This window comes from Pseudomonas grimontii (assembly GCF_007858185.1).
Lineage (GTDB): Bacteria > Pseudomonadota > Gammaproteobacteria > Pseudomonadales > Pseudomonadaceae > Aquipseudomonas > Aquipseudomonas grimontii.
On record NZ_VFES01000020.1, the window covers coordinates 20729 to 41951 of the forward strand.

12 protein-coding genes are annotated in these 21223 nt (G+C 62.3%); 9 read left to right on the plus strand and 3 right to left on the minus strand.

What is annotated here, in order from left to right:
- Positions 1–10 precede the first annotated feature (10 nt).
- The gene (locus FIV39_RS25640) at positions 11–613 is read right to left on the minus strand and encodes a CoA pyrophosphatase (RefSeq protein ID WP_071489281.1); all 603 of its coding nucleotides are present in this window, start codon (positions 611–613) and stop codon (positions 11–13) included.
- Positions 614–759: 146 nt separating this feature from the next.
- Here FIV39_RS25640 and FIV39_RS25645 point away from each other — a divergent pair, with 146 nt between their 5' ends.
- From FIV39_RS25645 to FIV39_RS25680, 8 genes are all read left to right on the plus strand, one after another.
- On the plus strand, positions 760–1308 hold the full coding sequence (locus FIV39_RS25645; RefSeq protein WP_090400641.1) for an NUDIX hydrolase: 549 nt from the start codon (positions 760–762) through the stop codon (positions 1306–1308).
- A gap of 37 nt (positions 1309–1345) precedes the next feature.
- Entirely contained in the window at positions 1346–1849 is a 504-nt protein-coding gene (locus FIV39_RS25650) for a L,D-transpeptidase family protein (protein ID WP_027605448.1), read from the plus strand.
- Positions 1850–2112: 263 nt separating this feature from the next.
- Complete coding sequence (locus FIV39_RS25655; RefSeq protein ID WP_090400642.1) at positions 2113–2871, plus strand: GntR family transcriptional regulator; 759 nt, start codon at positions 2113–2115, stop codon at positions 2869–2871.
- A 10-nt stretch (positions 2872–2881) separates the two neighbouring features.
- Positions 2882–3988, plus strand: coding sequence for an N-acetylglucosamine-6-phosphate deacetylase (gene nagA / locus FIV39_RS25660; protein ID WP_090400643.1), 1107 nt, complete (start codon positions 2882–2884; stop codon positions 3986–3988).
- The gene (locus FIV39_RS25665) at positions 3969–4991 is read left to right on the plus strand and encodes an SIS domain-containing protein (RefSeq protein ID WP_090400644.1); all 1023 of its coding nucleotides are present in this window, start codon (positions 3969–3971) and stop codon (positions 4989–4991) included. Before nagA ends, FIV39_RS25665 begins: the two co-directional genes overlap by 20 nt.
- A 36-nt stretch (positions 4992–5027) precedes the next feature.
- Positions 5028–7538, plus strand: a complete 2511-nt coding sequence (gene ptsP / locus FIV39_RS25670; RefSeq protein ID WP_146371642.1) for a phosphoenolpyruvate--protein phosphotransferase — start codon at positions 5028–5030, stop codon at positions 7536–7538.
- Between the two features lie 26 nt (positions 7539–7564).
- The gene (gene nagE / locus FIV39_RS25675; protein ID WP_090400645.1) at positions 7565–9271 is read left to right on the plus strand and encodes an N-acetylglucosamine-specific PTS transporter subunit IIBC; all 1707 of its coding nucleotides are present in this window, start codon (positions 7565–7567) and stop codon (positions 9269–9271) included.
- An 81-nt stretch (positions 9272–9352) separates the two neighbouring features.
- Entirely contained in the window at positions 9353–15094 is a 5742-nt protein-coding gene (locus FIV39_RS25680) for a membrane-targeted effector domain-containing toxin (protein ID WP_186731561.1), read from the plus strand.
- A 132-nt stretch (positions 15095–15226) separates the two neighbouring features.
- Here the strand turns inward: FIV39_RS25680 and FIV39_RS25685 are convergent, their stop codons facing one another.
- Entirely contained in the window at positions 15227–15538 is a 312-nt protein-coding gene (locus FIV39_RS25685) for an NGG1p interacting factor NIF3 (RefSeq protein ID WP_090400647.1), read from the minus strand.
- A gap of 4 nt (positions 15539–15542) precedes the next feature.
- Positions 15543–19439 (minus strand): phosphoribosylformylglycinamidine synthase, encoded by a 3897-nt coding sequence (purL, locus tag FIV39_RS25690; protein ID WP_090400648.1) that lies wholly within the window; start codon positions 19437–19439, stop codon positions 15543–15545.
- Positions 19440–19725: 286 nt separating this feature from the next.
- Between purL and mltF the strand changes: the two genes are divergently transcribed.
- Positions 19726–21186, plus strand: a complete 1461-nt coding sequence (gene mltF, locus FIV39_RS25695; protein WP_090400649.1) for a membrane-bound lytic murein transglycosylase MltF — start codon at positions 19726–19728, stop codon at positions 21184–21186.
- Positions 21187–21223: the final 37 nt, after the last annotated feature.

The following is a 21223-nucleotide window of genomic DNA, read 5'->3' on the forward strand; positions in this document are numbered from 1 at the left end:
AAGCGACGGCTTAGGTATTGATGAAGCTCTTGGGCGGCTGGTGCAGGCTGATCTTGGCGTCGTCATAAAGCAGGTTGATCAACTCGACGATCATGATTGCCGTCAGGCCCCAGATCTTGTATTCGCCGAAGCGATAGCTGGGCACGTACCAACTGCGGCCCTGGTAATCGATTCGGTGGGTATGTTCGCGCGGGTCCTGTCGGAAAAAATCCAGGGGCACGCTGAAGACGGCGGCAATCTCGGCATCGTTGGCCAGGTATTCGACGTAATCGGGGATTACCCCCACATAGGGCGTGACCCGGATGCCGTGCAGGGAGATCAGCGGGCTCAGCGGGCCGATGACTTCCACCAGGCCGGGGGGCAGGCCGATTTCTTCTTCGGCTTCACGCAGGGCGGTAAAGATCAGGTCCGGGTCTTCGGGGTCGCGACGCCCGCCGGGAAAGGCCACTTCGCCACCATGGGTCGACAGGCCGCTGGCGCGCAGGGTCAGGATCAGCTCAGGTTCGTCACTGCGGGTAATCGGCACCAGCACCGCGGCCTCGGGGAAACGCCCGTCGGTTTCCAGCGTGTGGGGGGTGTGATTGCTTACCCGGCGAAGTAGCTCGTCCAGCATGAGTCATCTCGGTCTGTTGGCTACCTTGCATCATGCACCAAAGCCGCCGGGTGCCCAACCCCAAAACCCGAGGCATGTCGCTAAACGACAACTTGCAGGGCCCTGCCGGCCAAGCCAAGATAGACGCACTTTCCAGGAACCCCAGCATGAATTTCTGCAGCCAGTGCGGTAAACCGGTTACCCAACGCATTCCCGAAGGCGACGCCCGCCTGCGGTTTGTGTGTGATCACTGTTCGACCATTCACTACCAGAACCCCAATATCGTCGCCGGTACCGTGCCGGTGTGGGGCGATAAGGTGCTGCTGTGCCGCCGCGCCATTGAGCCGCGCCTGGGTTACTGGACCCTGCCCGCAGGCTTTATGGAAAACGGCGAGACCGTGGAACAGGCCGCCCTGCGCGAAACCCTCGAAGAAGCCTGTGCCCGCGTATGCAACCTGAGCATCTACACCCTGATCGATGTGCCGCACATCAGCCAGGTGCATATCTTCTACCGTGCCGAACTGGTCGACCTGGACTTCGCCGCTGGCCCCGAAAGCCTTGAAGTGCAGCTGTTCGATGAGGCTGACATCCCTTGGTCCGAGCTGGCTTTCCGTACGGTCGGGCGTACCCTAGAATACTTTTTCGCTGACCGCCGCCAGCAGTCGTTCCCGGTGCGCAGCGAAGCCGTGCCACCTCTTTCAAAGCCCGCCCAATAACCGTTCGGCAGCTCGTCGCCACAGGGATACCGTTTTAATGCGTTGGTTGCTTGCTCTGATCTGCCTGTCGTTCGCCACGCTGTCGCCAGCCTCTACCGTGGAAACCCTGGGCGGCAAGACGGTCGAAAAAGTCCTGGTGCTCAAGTCCGCCCATCAATTGCAGTTGATCAACGACGGAAAGCCCCTCAAGACCTACCGGATTTCCCTGGGCAAAAACCCCAAGGGCCACAAGCTGATCGAGGGCGACCGCCGCACCCCGGAAGGCCTGTACTGGATCGACTGGCGCAAGACCAGCGACCGCTACTACCTGTCCATGCACATCTCCTACCCCAATATCAGCGACGCCGCCCGCGCCCGCCGCGAAGGCGTGAAGCCCGGCAGCATGATCATGATCCACGGCACGCCCGACACCGAAGAGTACCCGGAGCAGTGGTTCCACACCCTGGACTGGACCGACGGCTGCATCGGCATGCGTAACGTCGACATGCGCGAAGTCTGGAACCTGGTCAAGGACGGCACGCTGATCGAGATCCGCCCGTAAATCTTCGACCGTTCGTAATTTAATTAAAAAATATTTCCCTCCCCCGCCAACGCGTGCCGGTGAATACCAATTCACCGAGCGGGCTGCGCACCTCTGCGCTCGATACAGACCTCTCTAATACCACTTGATACCCAGCACCATTAAGGTGCCCTGAAACCGGCACCTGCACCGTTTTAGCTGCATTGACATGGTATTTAAGTGGTATTAATTTCCGGCCAATACCGGGCGACAACACTCCAATAACCGCATCGGAAACCTCATAGATGAACCCCATCCTGACGCTGCGTCCCGACGACAAACAATCCACGCCGCTGTACCTGCAATTGGCCCGCAACCTGGAAGCGGCGATCCATGCCGGGCAGTGGAAATCCGAACAGGCCCTGCCCTCGGAACGCGCCCTCAGCGAACAGTTGAGCATTTCGCGGGTGACCGCCCGTAAAGCGTTGGAAGTATTGTTCGCCCAAGGCCTGATCCGCCGCAGCCAGGGCTCCGGCACGTTTATCACGCCACGCCTGGAGCAGCCGCTGTCGCGCTTGTCGGGGTTCAGCGAGATGTTGCGCCTCAAGGGCTTTGTGCCCAGCTCCCAATGGCTGGAGCGCGAAATCACCCCGCCGACCCATGAAGAACTGATCCGCCTGTGCCTGTCACCGACCGACAAAGTCGCGCGTCTCAAACGCCTGCGTAAGGCCGACGACACGGTGATGGCGATCGAGATGACCGCCATGCCGGCCTCGGTGCTGCCGCAGCCGCAAGCCATCGGTAATTCGTTGTACGAATACCTGGAAGGCATCGGCAAACCCATCGTCCGCGCCTTGCAACATATCCAGGCGATCAACGCCTCGGACGAGTTCGCCAGACTGGTGGGCATCGCCCCCGGCACCGCCATGCTGCTGATGACCCGTGTCGGCTACACCGCCGACAACACGCCGATCGAAATCACCGACACCTACTGCCGCAACGACTACTACGACTTTGTCGCAGAGCTTCGCCGTTATGACTTTGCCGCCGAGTTGCGGCCTTAGAGAACTGCCCATGTCCGAAGACAATATCCTCACGCCCCACGGCTGGATTCGCGGCCGCCTGGTGCACCAGCACGGCAAGGTCATCGCCATTGAAGGCGAGCCTTGCGACCCGGCTGAAAACGACTTGCCCTATCTGCTGCCGGGCTTTATCGACCTGCACGTCCACGGCGGTGGCGGTAAAGACATCATGGAGGGCGCCGACGCCTTCGAGACCATCACCCGCACCCACGTGCGTTTTGGTACGACGTCGCTGTTGGCCACCACCATGACCGCGCCGGTGGATGAAATCTCCAGCGTACTGGGCCAGCTCGGCAACTTCTGCGAGCAGCGCCCTGCCGGCAGCGCCCGGGTACTTGGCGTGCACCTGGAAGGTCCCTACATCAATCCGGGAAAACTCGGCGCGCAACCCAACTTCGCCCACACCGCATTGATGGCCGAAGTCGAAGCCTACCTGCGCCTGGCGCCGATCCGGGTGATCACCATCGCCCCGGAAATCGCCGGCCACGACGCCCTGATCCGCGCCCTCAGCGAGCGCGGCGTGCGCATGCAGATCGGTCACACCTTGGGCAGCTATGAGGAAGGCGTCGCCGCCCTCGCTGCCGGCGCCACCAGCTTCACCCATTTGTACAACGCCATGAGCCCGTTGCATCACCGTGAACCCGGGATCGTCGGCGCGGCGCTGGCCCATGCCAAATACGCCGAGCTGATCCCGGACTTGCTCCACGTGCACCCCGGCGCCATGCGCGTGGCCCTGCGCGCGATCCCGTGCCTGTACTGCGTCACCGACTCCACCGCCGCCGCCGGCATGCCCGACGGCGAGTACAAGCTGGGCAGCCACACCGTGACCAAATGCCTGGGCGGCGTACGCCTGGCCGACGGCACCCTGGCCGGCAGCACCCTGACCATGGATCAGGCGTTGCGCAACCTGGTGAAAATCGGCCTGCCCATCAGCGAAGCCTCACAACGCCTGTCGCAATTTCCGGCGGACTACCTGGGCCTGGAAGAACGCGGCCGCCTGCAACCCGGCAGCTTCGCCGACTGCGTGCGCCTGGACCGCTTCCTGCACCTCACCGACGTCATGGTCGAAGGAGAAACCATTGTCTTCAAAAATGCTTGAAGAGGCCTTGGCCTCCTGTGACGCCGTCGCGGCGCAACTGCAACGCCTGGACCCGCTGCTGGAGGACGTCGCCGGCCGCCTGCGCCGCCAACCGCCACAAGTGGCGATGACCATTGCGCGCGGCAGTTCGGACCACGCCGCCAGCTACTTCGCCTACCTGGCCATGCAGCATGTCGGCATTCCGGTGGCGTCGTTGCCGATGTCGGTGGTGACCTTGTTGCAAGCGCCGATGAAAGTCAGCGGCCAAGTGGCGTTCGGTTTCTCCCAGTCGGGGCAAAGCCCGGACCTGGTCAACAGCCTGCGCCTGCTGCGCAAACGGGGTGCCTTGAGCATTTCGCTGGTCAACGCCGAAGACTCTCCGCTGGAAGCCGCCTGCGAATTCCATGTGCCGCTGTGCGCCGGGCCGGAACTCAGCGTGGCCGCGACCAAAAGCTTTATCGCCACCCTCAGCGCCAGCGCACTGTTGATCGGCCACTGGAACCAGGAGCCCGACTTGCTGCAAGCCTGCCAGGCCCTGCCCGCAGGCCTGCGTGAAGCCGCCGGGCAGGACTGGACGCACGCCATCGAGGCGCTGCGTGGCTGCCAGCAACTGATGGTGATCGGCCGTGGCGCCGGTTTTGCCATCGCCCAGGAAGCCGCGCTCAAGCTCAAGGAAACCTCGGCGATCCAGGCCGAAGCCTTCAGCAGCGCCGAGGTGCGCCACGGGCCGATGGCCTTGATCGGCGCGGACTACCCGCTGCTGGTGTTCGCGCCACGGGGTGCCGAGCAAGCCGGCTTGTTGAGCCTGGCCGCCGATATGCGTCAACGCGGTGCCCGCGTGCTGCTCGCCGCGCCGGACGATATCGCCGAACGCGACCTGACCCTGAGCCGCGCCGAACACCCGAGCCTCGACCCGATCCTGGCGATCATGAGTTTCTACGTCATGGCTGCGGGACTCGCGGTCGCCCGGGGCATGGACCCGGACCAGCCGCGCCACCTGAGCAAAGTCACCCGCACTCACTGAGTCGATTGCCGCGTTTTCCTGATGAGTACCGTGCCCATGTCCAACAACAATAATGAACTGACCCTCAGCGCCCCCCTCAGTGGGCCGGTGCTGGCCCTGGGCAACGTGCCTGACGAGGTGTTCGCCAGCGGCGCCATGGGCGACGGCACGGCTATCGACCCGCTCAACGATTGCCTGCATGCGCCGTGTGATGGCGTGGTCATCCATGTCGCCCGCACCGGCCATGCCTTGACGATTCGTGCCGACAACGGCGCCGAAGTGCTGCTGCACATCGGCATCGACACGGTCGAATTGAACGGCGAAGGGTTTGCCCTGCTGGTCAAGCAAGGCGCCCGGGTCTGCAATGGGCAGGCGCTGGTGCGCTTTGATCTGGACCGTATCGCCCGCCAGTGCAAAAGCCTGATCAGCCTGATCATCCTCACCAATGGTGAACACTTTGAACTGCGCCCGCTTGCCGCGAAAACCGTCAAGCTGGGCGAACCGCTGTTGCAGGTCGTGCCACGTGCCACCGCGCCACTGCAAACGGCTGTGGATGACGCCGTCGCCGAAGTCAGCGCCAGCGTGCGCGTGACTCACCGTGGCGGCCTGCACGCACGGCCAGCGGCGTTAGTCCGCAAGACCGCCCAGGGTTTCAGCAGCCAGGCAAAGGTGCACTTCGGCGCCAAGTCGGCGGCTTGCGACAGCCTGATCGGCCTGATGGGGCTGGGCATTGGTGAAGGTGACGAGGTGCGCGTGAGCTGTCGCGGCAAGGACGCCGAGGCCGCGCTGCAGGCGCTGGTCGCGGCCTTGTCCGCCGCCATTAAGGAAGACCACCACGCACCGGTCGTCGCCATGCCACGCCGGGTAAATACTGAAGTTGATGTGCTGCAGGGCGTGTGTGCGGCACCGGGCCTGGTCTGCGGGCCGTTGTTCCGGTTGGCGGCTATCGAGTTGCCGTCAGACCCCGGCAATCACGTCACCGACGAACAACTGCAACGCCTGGACACGGCCCTGGAGCAGGTGCGCGGTGAAATCCGCAGCACCCTGGACCACGCTCGCCAACGCAAGGCCGTCGAAGAAGAAGAGATCTTCGCCGCCCACTTGGCCCTGCTCGAAGACCCCGCCCTGCTGGAGGCCGCCACCGATGCCATCGAACACGGCAGCGCCGCCACCCACGCCTGGCGCGATGCGATCCAGGCGCAGTGCGCGGTATTACTGGCCCTGGGTAAACCGCTGTTCGCCGAACGCGCCAACGACCTGCGCGACCTGCAACAACGGGTCCTGCGCGCACTGTTGGGCGAAGCCTGGCATTTCGAATTGCCTGCGGGGGCGATTGTCAGTGCCCATGAACTAACCCCTTCGGATTTGCTGCAACTGAGCGCGCAACAGACTGCCGGGATCTGCATGGCCGAAGGCGGCGCCACCTCCCATGTGGCGATCCTGGCGCGGGGCAAGGGCTTGCCTTGCGTGGTCGCCCTGGGTGCTGAAGTGCTCGCTGTGCCTCAAGGCCAGCGCGTGGTGCTCGACGCGGTCAACGGCCGCCTGGAGCTGGCCCCCAGCGAGGCGCGCCATGCCGAAGTACACCAGATGCGTGACGCACAAAAACTGCGCCGCCAGCAACAGCAGGCCCAAGCCCAATCGCCGGCCCTGACCCGCGACGGCGTGAGCATCGAAGTCGCCGCCAATGTGGCGTCGAGTGCCGAGGCGCACATAGCGTTTGAAAACGGCGCCGATGGCGTCGGCCTGCTGCGCACCGAATTCCTTTTTGTCGACCGCCGCACCGCGCCGGATGAACAGGAACAACGCCACGCCTATCAAGCCGTGCTGGACGCCATGGGGGACAAATCCGTGATCATCCGCACCATCGACGTCGGCGGCGACAAGCAGCTCGACTACCTGCCGCTGCCCGTCGAAGCCAACCCGGTGCTGGGCCTGCGCGGTATCCGCATGGCCCAGGTACGTCCGGAACTGCTCGACCAGCAACTGCGGGCGCTGCTGCAGGTTTCGCCGTTGGCGCGCTGCCGCATCCTGCTGCCGATGGTCAGCGAAGTCGACGAACTGCTGCAGATTCGCCAGCGCCTGGATGAGTTGTGTGCCGAATTGGAACTGACCCAACGCCCCGAGCTGGGGGTGATGATCGAAGTGCCCGCCGCGGCGCTGATGGCCGAGCAATTGGCCGAGTACGCGGACTTCCTGTCCATCGGCACCAATGACCTGTCCCAGTACACCCTGGCCATGGACCGCGACCACGCCGGCCTCGCCGCGCGTGTCGATGCCTTGCACCCAGCCTTGCTCCGATTGATCGCCCAGACCTGCACCGGCGCGTCCAAACACGGGCGTTGGGTCGGCGTGTGCGGCGCCTTGGCGTCCGACCCGCTGGCGACCCCGGCGCTGATCGGCCTGGGCGTCAGCGAGCTGTCCGTCAGCCCGCCGCAAATCGCAGAAATCAAGGACCGCGTCCGCCACCTGGACGCGGCGCAATGCCGGCAACTCAGCCAAGGCCTGCTTGACCTGAGCAGCGCCAGGGCAGTTCGCCAAGCCTGTCAACACCACTGGCCGCTGAGCTGACAACAACAAGAAAAAGGAGACCCGCCATGTACCAACTTTTTATCGAAGGGCTGCAACGCCTGGGCCGCGCGCTGATGCTGCCCATCGCCATCTTGCCGATTGCCGGCCTGCTGCTGCGATTGGGTGACACCGACCTGTTGAACATCGCGGTGATGCACGATGCCGGCCAGGCGATCTTCGCCAACCTGGCACTGATCTTCGCCATCGGTATCGCCGTGGGCTTTGCCCGCGACAATAACGGTACGGCGGGACTTGCCGGTGCAATTGGTTACCTGGTGATGGTCTCCACGCTCAAGGTGATGGACAGCAGCATCAACATGGGCATGCTCGCCGGTATTGCCAGCGGCTTGATGGCCGGTGCGCTGTACAACCGTTTCAAGGACATAAAGCTGCCGGAATACCTGGCGTTCTTCGGCGGGCGACGGTTTGTGCCGATTGTCACCGGGTTCTCGGCCGTCGCCCTGGGGGTAATCTTTGGCCTGATCTGGCCGCCGATCCAGCACGGCATCAACAGCTTCGGTGTGTTGCTGATGGAGAGCGGCAGCTTCGGCGCCTTTGTCTTCGGCGTGTTCAACCGCCTGCTGATCGTCACCGGCCTGCATCACATCCTCAACAACATGGCCTGGTTCGTGTTCGGCACCTTCACCGACCCGGTAACGGGGGCAGTGGTGACCGGCGACCTGACCCGCTATTTCGCCGGCGACCCCAAAGGTGGCCAGTTCATGACCGGCATGTTCCCGGTGATGCTGTTCGGCCTGCCCGCCGCGTGCCTGGCGATGTACCGCAACGCCCTGCCGGAACGGCGCAAGGTGATGGGCGGGATCTTCCTGTCGATGGCGTTGACCTCGTTTTTGACCGGCGTGACCGAGCCGATTGAGTTTGCCTTCATGTTCCTAGCGCCGTTCCTGTATCTGCTGCATGCATTGCTGACCGGCCTGTCGATGGCAGTGACCAACCTGCTGAACATCCACCTGGGCTTTACCTTCTCCGGTGGGTTCATCGACATGGTCCTCGGCTGGGGCAGGTCCACCAATGGCTGGCGGGTGATCCCGGTGGGCCTGGCGTACGCGGTGATCTACTACAGCGTGTTCAACTACTGCATCCGCCGCTTCAACCTGAAGACACCGGGGCGTGAGGACATCCAGGTCGCGCAGGCCGAAACCATGACTGACAACCAGCGCGCCGGGGCCTACATCCGCGCCCTGGGCGGTGCCGACAACCTGCTCAGCGTCGGCGCCTGTACCACGCGCCTGCGCCTGGATATGGTCGACCGCAACAAGGCCGTGGATGCCGAGCTGAAAGCCCTCGGTGCGATGGCCGTGGTGCGCCCCGGTAACGGTGGCAGCTTGCAGGTGGTGGTCGGGCCGATGGCCGACAGCATCGCCGATGAGATCCGCCTGGCCATGCCAACGTTTGCCCCTGCGTCGCTGTCGACCGCCACTGCGGCACCTCAAGCCGCCAGCGTTGCCACGCCCCAGGCGCAACAATGGCTCGATGCGCTGGGCGGCCGCGACAATGTGCTGCAACTGGACTGCGTCGCCATGACCCGCATTCGCCTGCAACTGGCGGATGAAAAGGCGCTGTCGCAGCCACAGCTCACCGCCCTCGGTTGCCAGGGTGTCAGCCAGCTTGAAAAAGGCGTGTGGCACCTGTTGATCGGCGAGCAGGCCCAGGGGTTGAGCGATGCACTCCAGGCCCTGGCCAATCGCCCTGCGGTGCGTGCCGACGCCTGACACCGCTACCTATCTACCGCCCCGGCCGGGGCGCCGCTGTCCATGCTGAGGGTTCATACCCTCAGCATGGAGCCCGTGCCCGTGAGCACTTCCACTACCCCCCTGTCCTTTGATGAGATCAAAGGCTCGCTCAACCTGATCGGCCATCACCTGCTCAAGGTTGATACACCGCTGCTGCCAGAGCAGAAGGCGTCCGCCGCGTTGGCGTATCTGGAGCGCGTGAACCGTCTTCTACAAGAACACCGCACACAGGTCCTGAACAAAGGCCGGACACTCTACTCGGCGTTAACCCACAGCGAGCTGAACAGCCCTGCGGGGCTGGCGCTGTTGGCCAGCCTCAAGTCGTCGCTGAACACCCAGTTACTGGCGATGGACCTGCGTGAGCAAATCGATGGCAAAAGCCAAAAAGCCTTCATGACGTATGAAGCGGGTTACACGGCCTTGGCCAACGAGGCGGCCCTGGGAGAGACGGACCGCCTGTTGCATCCGCAAGAGCGGGCCATGCTCGATCGCCTCTCGCTGGGCCCGACGCTACGCCCCGGCCAATACGCACTGACCATGGAGTACCAGGACCAGACCGTCGAGCTGGCCGGAGCCTTTATCGTCACCGAAAAATCCAGCCCAGTGGTGACCGAACTGACGGCCAATGCGGCAGTGGGCAGGGTGATGTTGTTCACACCGTCACGCGGAATCGAAGCCTTCGACTCACTGACCGACCTCAACAACCGGCTGCGATCAAGCCTGGATAACGCCGGTGAACGCCGTGATGTCCTGAGCCTGCTTCCGGTGCGTTATCACGCCATCAGCCCTGAGGCGATCTGGCCATTGACGCTGGTGCCTATCGACGCTGCGCCACTGTTCGAACATACCTACAACGCGCTGATCACCAAACGAGGCAAGGACATTGACCGGGCCTTGAGCCTGGTCGACAACCCTCACAACGACGCAGGCCAGTTGATCGATGCGCTGGACCGCGCCATTAACGATGCCCTGCCCGACCTGACTGCCCGCCTTGAATGGCGTGCCCAGGTGCTTTTGGACGGATGGCTGCGCCACAGCGCGCCAGAGTGGTACCGCAGCGCCAACGAAGCGCACCGCACACTGCTGGCCGACCATTTGCGCCGCTATAACGAAGCCCGGCAACACCTGCTGGACCTATTGGGGCCGGTCACCACGCCAGACGCCCTGGCCCGTTACCAATGGCTGGAACGCTTGAACGACGACCTGGAAATCCACGATCTCGACCCGCAGCAGATAGAGGTCAATACTCGCCGTGTTCTGGACCCCATCGGCGAATATGAGCACGACCGAAGCCTGGTCGAACTGGCTCTGCGCGGCCTGCATACAGGCGATGAACACCTCGACTCCGACTTCCTGAAAAAGACCACGCTGACCTGCAACGGCGCACCGCTGGCGCCGGCGCACAACCACCTGACGCCCGCCTGGCTGCTGGAGCAGTTGGGTACGCTGCAACCGCGTATCGATTTTGGCGAGCTGCAAAAACAACTGCATGCCAAGCCTGAAGTCAGCCAAGCCATCGAAGCCATGCTTGATCTCAGAATCAGCGCACTGGCCTATACGGCGCTATTGCAAGGCCACCTCAGCGAAAACGACTACACCCTGATCCAAAGCCTGCGCCAAGGCAGCGGTACCGGCCTGAGCGCCTCGACCCTGTCACTGCATGAAGCCCAGTTGCAGGACCTGTGGGTGCTGCGCCAGCGCAACGCCGAGGATGTGGTCATACGCGTGCTGCTATGCACGCCCGATGCCCCACGCGAGCAACAATTCCAGGCCTTCAACAGTGAAGCGGCCTGCCAGAGTCATATCCTCGGCTGGACCCTGGACAACGGCCTCAAAGCGCCAACCGGTACCATGACCGATTACCTGATCAGCCGCGTTGCCCTGCGTTTTCGCAACAAGATGAAGCAGGTACTCAGCGGCTTGAGCTTCAAGCCTCAGGACCTTGAGCACGAGGAAGTCACCTTCGGTCGGAGCAACAGCCACACCGATTGCCTCAAGGACATGGCGGCCCATGTACTGGCCACCCGTGTCGATGACTATGAGTTCAGTACTCCCGGTTGGTACCGTTCCGCGCCTGCCGGTACTCGCCGCAAACTGCTGAAACTGGCGGAGGACGCCGAAGGTGGAACGCGTACCTATAACGACTTTCCGCTGTCTGAAGCGAGCGTCCCCACCTTTACCGACTACTTGCATGAACAGGCCAGGACCCAGCTGAACACACTGCTCGGTCACCCTCACGTTGAGGTCGACCCGGACACTGTGTGGGCCTACTCACCGCCCTCATTGGTCGGCACTTCCACACCCGCGCCTATTTCCTATACCCAGCTCTACCGCGACGGATACGCCGATGGCATTGGTTTTCTCGACGAGAAATTCTCCCGCTCCGCGCGTTTCAAAGGGCCGGACAAGGTGGACCTCAGCCAGCTGACGGCGGAAAAGGTCGCGCGCTCGATCACCGGCGTCTGGATCGGTCAACGCTACACCAACGAGATCAAGACCCGGCTACTGAACACTGACAGCCCAGGCTATGAGCTGCGGCGCAATGCCACGCTGGTTCTGACCCAAATGCGCATGCAGAACGCGGCGCTTGAATGTCAATTGCAGGGCCATATCGCCAGTGTCGATTTGCACTGGCTGGAACGCAGCATCGCGACCATGGGCAGTACATCGGCACAAACCCGTCGCGACTATGCCATTCACCGGCTGATGATTGATGGCGATTGGGTGATGGGCACCTACCTGTTCAGTCATGGCGACAACCCAACGCTGCTCTATACCCCCAATGCACCGGACGGTACCAGCTGGCGCGAAGCCAAACTGTTCAACTACCTGCTGAAAAAGACCTCGGGGATGATCCAGTACCTCACCTCGCGCGTCGCCACCCCATCCAGGGCCAGAGTCCAGGCCTTTCTGGAAAAGGCCAAGGAGCAGCTGCCCGAGCATCTGGACAGAACCACTGTCAGCCCCGCACGGTACGACTCGCGTCACGCACAAACGCCGCTGCCCGATTTGCGCAAAGACCTCTACAACATGAAGCTGCAGCGCATCATCGACGATGTGGAGGCCACCACGGTCAGCCGCGTGCAAATGATCAGCGGCATCTTATGGACCTGCGTGGAGTGGGTTACGGCTGTCGCCACTGCGCCATTCCCCATCCTGAGCCTGAGCGCCGGCCTGTTGCTGGCGTTCAAGGATGGCATGCTCGCGCTGCACGCTTATCATCAAGGGGATAACGCAAAAGCGCTGGAACATTTCATGGGTTACCTGCTCAACAGTGCCGGCGCGCTGTTCACCGACCTGCGACCAGCGCTTGGCTCACTCAAGCGCCTGGGCGAAGCAGCTGTGCAACCCGCGCTGAGTGGCTCAGGCAAACGCCTTACGCGCACACCCTCCCTGAAACTGATCAGCCCGCTGGAACCTGCCCCCCTCGCCCCAGCCGGCATGCAGCCGGCCTTGTTCAATGGCGAACTGCTCTGGGCGCCCAAGGCCCCTGACCCGATTGGCCGTTACTTGCTGTATCGTCTTGACCCGGTCACCGGCAAGCTGGTCTCGACCACGCGCCTGGCCGCGCCCGATGCCCAGGGGGTGTGGAAACGAACCGGCGTGGCAGGCGGCGCGCCCAAGTATGAAAAAGTCGCGGAGTCTCCTGACAGGCTCAAGCACTATGAGATGCCGGCCAAGTACCAGGACAACCTGAAACACGTTGTGAACCCCGACACGCCAGAGGTGCTCGCGGCTGCAAATGATTGGCTCCCGGATAATCCTGGCGTCATTCGCGGTATCGTGGCCAGGGACCTGCAGCCTGCACTCGAGGTTTATCAGCAAAAGGTCAATCATCTGACCAAGGATGCAGAAGACTTCTTCAACGCTCGTACTCCTGCTGCTCCCCGCGCGCAGGTGCCGGTTGTCGAAGCGACGACTTCTTTGCCGGTACTCACCGACAGCGCCGCCTTCACGGCCAACCCGAACCTGATCATTGGTGCAGTACCGGGTTCCATCGCCAGCAAACAGCTGTTGATCGATAACATGGAGGCCCTGATACAAAAAGGCTTCAAACGCCTGTACGTGGAGTACCTGCCCGGCGACGTCTTCCGCGAGAAACTGCAAAGATTCAATAGAGGAAAGTCCTGGAAAAATATTGAGCGGCACTTGAAAGTCATCGACAAAACCCTGGGGTTTACCGAGAACGCCGAGTTCTCTTACCTCAGCCTGATGCGCGAAGCTCAAAAGAAAGGCATGAAAGTCTATGCCGTCGACGCTTCAACGTCCTACCAACTGGACGATGCACTGAGTGTTGGGGATACCCCACCCACCACCCCACGCGACAACTTCCTCAGGAACTACTACTCGCACAAGGTGTTGGAAGGCGATATCGAAGACCTGCCGAACGAGCGCTGGATCGCCTTGGTGGACCCATCGCGCATGACCACCTTCAATCAAAAACCTGGCTTGGCCGACTTGCACAAGGCCGTCGCCCTGCGGGTTGAAGATGTCGGTCTCGGCCAGCCTGCGGGCATCTGGGTCGACAGCCCGGGCAACATCGCCGGCGATGCCCTCGCCAAAGGTGATTACCGCCTGGCCTTGCCCACCTCGTACAAAGCTGTCGAGCAGCCTGGCCCGTCCGGCGCGGCAGCATTACCCGCCATTGGGCATTACAGCGAATACGATATCGCGCCTTCCCTGCGCGAGAGCATCCGCACACAGTCAACCGAACCCTATGGCCTGGATACCCATTACTTGCCAGCCCCAAACCAGCGAGAAGCGTTCTTTGCCTTCAAGAGCACCCGAGAGCGCCTGCACAACGCCGCCAAACAGTTTCTAAGCAGCCCTGAGGAGCTACCTGCTCGCGCCGATCTTTCAGCGCTGAGTACGCAAGCCCAGCCGGAGCTCTTCCTTGACACGTTCGGCAAGAGCAAGCTGCCGGGACTGGTCATCGGTGAGGCCCACAGTGCCCAATCCGGCAAGGCGTTCCTGATAGAGCATATGAAAAAACTCAAGACGCTGGAGGTCAAAACCCTCTACGTTGAACACCTGCTCACCGATCTGCACCAGGCAGACCTGGATACGTTCTTTCGGACAGCAAAAATGCCACGCGACCTGCATGACTATCTCAGGCTTCAGGACACCGGCCACATGCCGTTCTACAGCGGTCCCAATACCTATTCGCAGGTGGTCCAGGTCGCCAACAAATACGGCATTCGAGTACGCGCGCTCGATTGCAGCGCCAGCTACCACGTAGAAGGTGCGGGCCCCGGGGCTCGCCACGAAATGTTCAGTTACTTCGCCTCACAGGTCATCAAGGCGGACCAGGCGGCAAATGGCCCCCACCAGTGGGTGGCTTTCATCGGCAACACTCATACCAATACTTACCAGCAAGTGCCCGGCCTGGCCGATCTGCAAGGTGCTGTCGGCCTGCATATCCGCGATGTCCCACCCAATATGTCGAGCAACATCCGCCCTGGCCGTTGGGAAACCCACTTGAAAACCCGTTGGACGGCATTACGCAGTGACTTTACGTTGGACCTCGGCGTGGCCGGCACACGTGAACCAGACGCCTTCGTGCCTCTGGACAGAACCCGGCTGAAAGCTACCGGGCACTTCCTGGTCGAACATCCGTCGATGGCAGAAACCAACCTGCTGCACAAATCCAGAAGCGGCGAGATCGTCTCGACCCCAATCCAGGTGGACGATCAGGGGATGTTTTTCATTGATCGCTGGGGCATGGCGCAACAGCGCTTTGCCCACCAGACCACCTTGATCGATACCATTCGTGCCGAGGTGCAACTGACACCTGCGCCATAACGGCCCGCCCTGGCCAGTGAACTCGCTCAACGGTGGGACGATTCGCCTTGCTGCCGATGAAGCGTTCGCAGCCAACAAAAAACCCGCTGGCCAAACTGGCCCAGCGGGTTTCTTGTTTATGCAGCCAACGGATCAGAAATCCGCCAACTGCCACACCTCATACGCCGGTGTCTCGTAGGGATGGCTCAGCTTCAACGCAGCCACAACAGCCACGATCAACTCGTTCGCCACCACCAGCTCAACCTTCCACTCTTCAACCACTTCAACCTGGCCCACTTGCCCGATAAACGGCTTACTGCCGTCCAACGCGCGAAACTGGCCCTGGCCCAGCACTTGCCAGGCGCAGCTGTCGTAGTCGCCGATGCGCCCGCCGCCAGCTTTGAAGACGGCGGTTTTCACCGTCTCCACATGGCTGTCGGGCACAAAGAAGGCAAGCTTGTACACGGCCTTAGTTCACCCACACGCGGGCGTTGCGGAACATGCGCATCCACGCACCGTCTTCATCCCACTCCTCGGGGCGCCACGAGTTCTGCACGGCGCGGAACACCCGCTCCGGGTGCGGCATCATGATGGTGACGCGACCGTCGCGGCTGGTGAGGCCGGTGATCCCGCGCGGCGAGCCGTTCGGGTTGGCCGGGTAGCTTTCGGTGACTTTGCCGTGGTTGTCGACGAAACGCATGGCCACGCAACCGGACAGGTCGGCTTCGAGCAAGGCTTCTTCGCTTTCGAACTCGGCATGGCCTTCACCGTGGGCGATGGCGATTGGCATGCGCGAACCGGCCATGCCTTGCAGGAAAATCGAGTTGGACTCTTGCACCTGCACCATGGCGACACGGGCTTCGAACTGCTCGGAACGGTTACGCACGAAGTGCGGCCAGAACTCGCTGCCCGGGATCAGTTCGTGGAGGTTGGACATCATCTGGCAACCGTTGCACACACCCAGGGTGAAGCTGTCGTTGCGTTCGAAGAAGCCCTGGAACGCGTCGCGGGCACGGCTGTTGAACAAGGCCGATTTGGCCCAGCCTTCACCGGCACCCAGTACGTCGCCGTAGGAGAAACCACCGCAGGCCACCAGGCCTTTGAACTCGTTGAGGTCAACGCGACCGGCGAGGATGTCGCTCATGTGCACGTCGATCGCATTGAAGCCGGCGCGGTCGAACGCGGCCGCCATTTCCACCTGGCCGTTGACGCCCTGCTCACGCAGCACGGCAACTTGTGGGCGGATGCCTTTCTTGATGTACGGCGCGGCGATGTCCTGGTTGACGTCGAAGCTGAGCTTGGTGCTCAGGCCTGGGTTGTCTTCTTCCAGGATCACGTCGAATTCCTGCTCGGCGCAGTCGGCGTTGTCACGCAGGCGTTGGATCTGGTAGCTGGTCTCGGACCACTGGCGTTGCAGCAGGCGGCGCTGGCCGGCAAACACGGTGTCGCCGTTGAACGAGATGTTGATTTCACCGTTGTTGATCGGCTGGCCGATTACCGCCACGCAGTCGTCCAGGCCAGCGGCGCTGAACTGTGCGAGTACATCCGGGGTAGCGTCCTGGCGCACCTGGATCACGGCGCCCAACTCTTCGTTGAAGAGGATGCCGTTGATTTCAGAGGCGTCCTCGGCAACGCTGTCGAGCACGATGTTCAGGCCGCAGTGACCGGCAAACGCCATCTCGACAACGCTGGTCAGCAAACCACCGTCGGAACGGTCGTGGTAAGCCAGCAGGTGGCCGTCGGCGTTGAGGCCCTGGATCACGGCGAAGAAGGCTTTCAGGTCTTCGGCGTCATCCACGTCCGGCGCGTGTTTGCCGAGCTTGCCGTGGGTTTGCGCGAGGATCGAGGCGCCCATGCGGTTCTGGCCACGGCCCAGGTCGATCAGGATCAGGTCGGTGGTGCCCTTGTCCATGCGCAGTTGCGGGGTCAGGGTCTGGCGAATGTCGGTGACCGGCGCAAAGCCGGTGACGATCAGCGACAGCGGCGAGGTGACGCTCTTGTCCACGCCTTCATCGTTCCAACGGGTGGCCATGGACATGGAGTCCTTGCCCACCGGAATGGTGATGCCCAGCTCCGGGCACAGCTCCATGCCGACCGCTTTTACCGTGTCGTACAGACGCGCATCTTCACCTGGGTGACCAGCAGCGGACATCCAGTTGGCCGACAGCTTGATGTCGGACAGCTTGCCGATGCGCGACGCGGCGATGTTGGTGAGGGTTTCACCAATGGCCATGCGGCCCGACGCCGGGGCGTCCAGCAGGGCCAGCGGCGTGCGCTCGCCCATGGCCATGGCTTCACCGGTGTAGACGTCGAAGCTGGTGGCGGTGACGGCAACGTCGGCCACCGGAACCTGCCATGGGCCGACCATTTGGTCACGGGCCACCAGCCCGGTGATGGTGCGGTCGCCGATGGTGATCAGGAAACTTTTGCTCGCCACGGCCGGGTGGTGCAGCACGCGTTCGATGCTGTCGGCCAGGTCCAGGGCGCTTGGGTCGAAATCATCGCCCAGCTCGGCTTCACGCACGGCCGAACGGTGCATGCGCGGGGCTTTGCCCAGCAGCACTTCGAGGGGCATGTCCACCGGGCTGTTGCCGAAGTGGCTGTCGGTGACCGTCAGTTGCGGCTCGGCAGTGGCTTCGCCGACCACGGCAAACGGGCAACGCTCGCGTTCGCAGATGGCCTGGAAGCGCGCGAAGTCTTCAGGGCCGACCGCCAGTACGTAGCGTTCCTGGGATTCGTTGCTCCAGATCTCGTGCGGGGCCATGCCCGGCTCGTCGTTTGGAATGTTGCGCAGTTCGAAGCGGCCACCGCGGTCGCCATCGTTGACCAGCTCCGGGAAGGCGTTGGACAAACCGCCGGCGCCGACGTCGTGGATGAAGCTGATCGGGTTCTTGTCACCCAACTGCCAGCAACGGTCGATGACTTCCTGGCAACGGCGTTCCATCTCAGGGTTTTCGCGCTGTACGGAAGCGAAGTCGAGGTCGGCCGAGCTGGTGCCGGTGGCCATGGAGGAGGCAGCGCCGCCGCCCAGGCCGATCAACATCGCCGGGCCGCCGAGCACGATCAGCTTGGAGCCGACCAGGATCTCGCCTTTCTTGACGTGTTCTTCACGGATGTTGCCCATGCCGCCGGCCAACATGATCGGCTTGTGGTAGCCGCGCACTTCATCGCCACGCGGGGTGGTGATGGATTGTTCGAAGGTACGGAAATAACCGGTCAGCGCCGGACGCCCGAATTCGTTGTTGAACGCGGCGCCGCCCAGCGGGCCTTCGATCATGATGTCCAGCGCGGTAACGATGCGCTCGGGCTTGCCGTACGGCACTTCCCATGGCTGTTCGAAGCCCGGGATCTGCAGGTTGGACACGGTGAAACCGGTCAGGCCGGCCTTTGGCTTGGCGCCACGGCCGGTGGCACCTTCGTCGCGGATCTCGCCGCCGGAACCGGTGGCTGCGCCCGGGAACGGGGCAATCGCGGTCGGGTGGTTGTGGGTCTCGACCTTCATCAGGATATGCACCGGCTCCTGCACCGCGCCGTATTGGCGGGTTTCGGGGTCCGGGAAGAAACGGCCGGCAACCGAGCCGACGATCACCGAGGCGTTATCCTTATAAGCCGACAGAACGCCTTCGCTGTGCATCACGTAGGTGTTCTTGATCATGCCGAACAGGCTTTTTTCCTGGCTCTCGCCGTCGATGTCCCAACTGGCGTTGAAGATCTTGTGACGGCAATGCTCGGAGTTGGCCTGGGCGAACATCATCAGTTCGATGTCGTGGGGGTTGCGCTTGAGACCGGTGAAGGCGTTGACCAGGTAGTCGATCTCGTCTTCGGCCAGGGCCAGGCCCAGTTCGGTGTTGGCCTTCTCGAGGGCGGCGCGGCCACCGCCAAGCACGTCAATCGCGGTCAGCGGCTTGGGCTCGGCGTGGCTGAACAAGCCGGCAGCCTGTTCCAGCTGGCCGACGATGATCTGGGTCATGCGGTCGTGCAGGCTGCTGGCGATCAGCTCGGCCTCGACGTCGCTGAACTGGCCGGCGACGTAGAAAGCGATACCACGCTCCAGGCGCTGGATCTTCTCCAGGCCGCAGTTGCGGGCGATATCGCTGGCCTTGCTCGACCAGGGCGAGATGGTGCCGAACCGTGGCAGAACCAGGAACAAGCGGCCGGTCGGCTCTTGAACGGGAACGCTTGGGCCGTACTTCAGAAGGCGTGCGAGCACTTGCTGTTCGTCGGCGGTCAAGACGCCGGTAACGTCGGCGAAGTGAGCAAATTCAGCATACAGGCCTGTAACCGCTGGAACCTTCTGGTTCAGTTGTTCAAGGAGTTTGCTGTGGCGAAAGGCAGAAAGGGCAGGAGCGCCGCGCAGGATCAACATCTTCGGGACAGCCTCGGGAAGGGGTGTGCTTTGAGGCCGTGCATTCTAGCGTAAACCTGCGCCAACGGCACCCGAAACGGCACCGCTGGCTGCTGCCGAACGTCAGTTGGCACGGTTTGCACGCTATCGGGGCGTTATCCAAGGCATTCCGCGCAGTTATTTTAACCGTCACAATCGGGCGCCAAGCCACGTTTCTGCGGGCTGCAGCACAGTTTTGGCGGTGCTAGCAGACAAGTCCGCCGCTGTCGAGATATGGCGCCGTGGGTCGTTTGCGTATACTGCGCAGATGTTCTCCCCAACTGCTTTGCGCCCGCGATGCGCCAGATGGCTCATCGCAACCGGACTCTTCCTGATGCTCAGCGCCTGTGTTGATAAACCCAGCACGCTCGAGCGAATCAAGGAGGATGGCGTATTGCGGGTGATTACCCGAAACAGCCCGGCCACGTATTTCCAGGACCGCAACGGTGAAACCGGTTTCGAATACGAACTGGTCAAGCGTTTTGCCGATGACCTGGGGGTGAAGCTGGAGATCGAGACCGCCGACAACCTCGACGACCTGTTCGGCCAGTTGGGCAAACCCAACGGCCCGGTCCTCGCCGCCGCCGGCCTGGTCAGCAGCGAGCAGCGCCTGAAGCAGGTACGCTTTTCCCACCCGTACCTGGAAGTGACCCCGCAGATCATCTACCGCAACGGCCAGTCGCGCCCCACTAATGCGGCGGACCTGGCGGGCAAGAAGATCATGGTGCTCAAGGGCAGCACCCATGCCGAGCAATTGGCGGAACTGAAAAAGCAAAATCCTGCCATCGAATACGAAGAATCCGACGCGGTTGAGGTAGTCGACCTGCTGCGCATGGTGGATGAGGGGCAAATCGACCTGACCCTGGTGGACTCCAACGAAGTGGCGATGAACCAGGTGTATTTCCCCAACGTGCGCGTGGCGTTCGACCTCGGTGATGCCAGCCACCAGAGCTGGGCCGTGGCGGCCGGTGAAGACAACAGCCTGCTCAACGAGATCAACAGCTACCTCGACAAGGTAGAAAAGAACGGCACCCTGCAACGCCTTAAAGACCGCTATTACGGGCACGTCGATGTACTCGGCTATGTCGGTGCCTACACCTTCGCCCAGCATTTGCAGCAGCGGCTCCCCAAATACGAGAAGCACTTTCGCGCCTACGCCAAGGAAGAAAAAGTCGATTGGCGCCTGCTCGCGGCTATCGGCTATCAGGAATCGCTGTGGCAACCAGCGGTCACTTCCAAGACCGGCATGCGCGGCCTGATGATGCTGACCCAGAACACCGCCCAGGCCATGGGTGTGTCCAACCGTCTGGATGCCAAGCAAAGCATCATGGGCGGCGCCAAGTACCTGGCCAAGATCAAGGACGAACTGGACGACAGCATCGCCGAGCCCGACCGTACCTGGTTCGCCCTCGCCGCTTATAACGTCGGCACCGGCCATCTGGACGACGCACGCACTTTGGCGAAAAAGGAAGGGCTGAACCCGAACAAGTGGCTGGATGTGAAGAAGATGCTGCCGCGCCTGTCGCAGAAGCAGTGGTACAGCAAGACCCGCTACGGCTACGCCCGGGGCGGCGAACCGGTGCACTTTGTGGCGAACATCCGGCGTTACTACGACATCCTGACGTGGGTGACCCAGCCGCAGCTGGAGGGCAACCAGGTGGTCGAGGGCAATTTGCATGTGCCGGGTGTGGATAAAACCAAGCCGCCGGAAGACACCCCGCAGTTATAAGAACACTGAAAAGCCAATGTGAGAGGGGTGGTGCGAC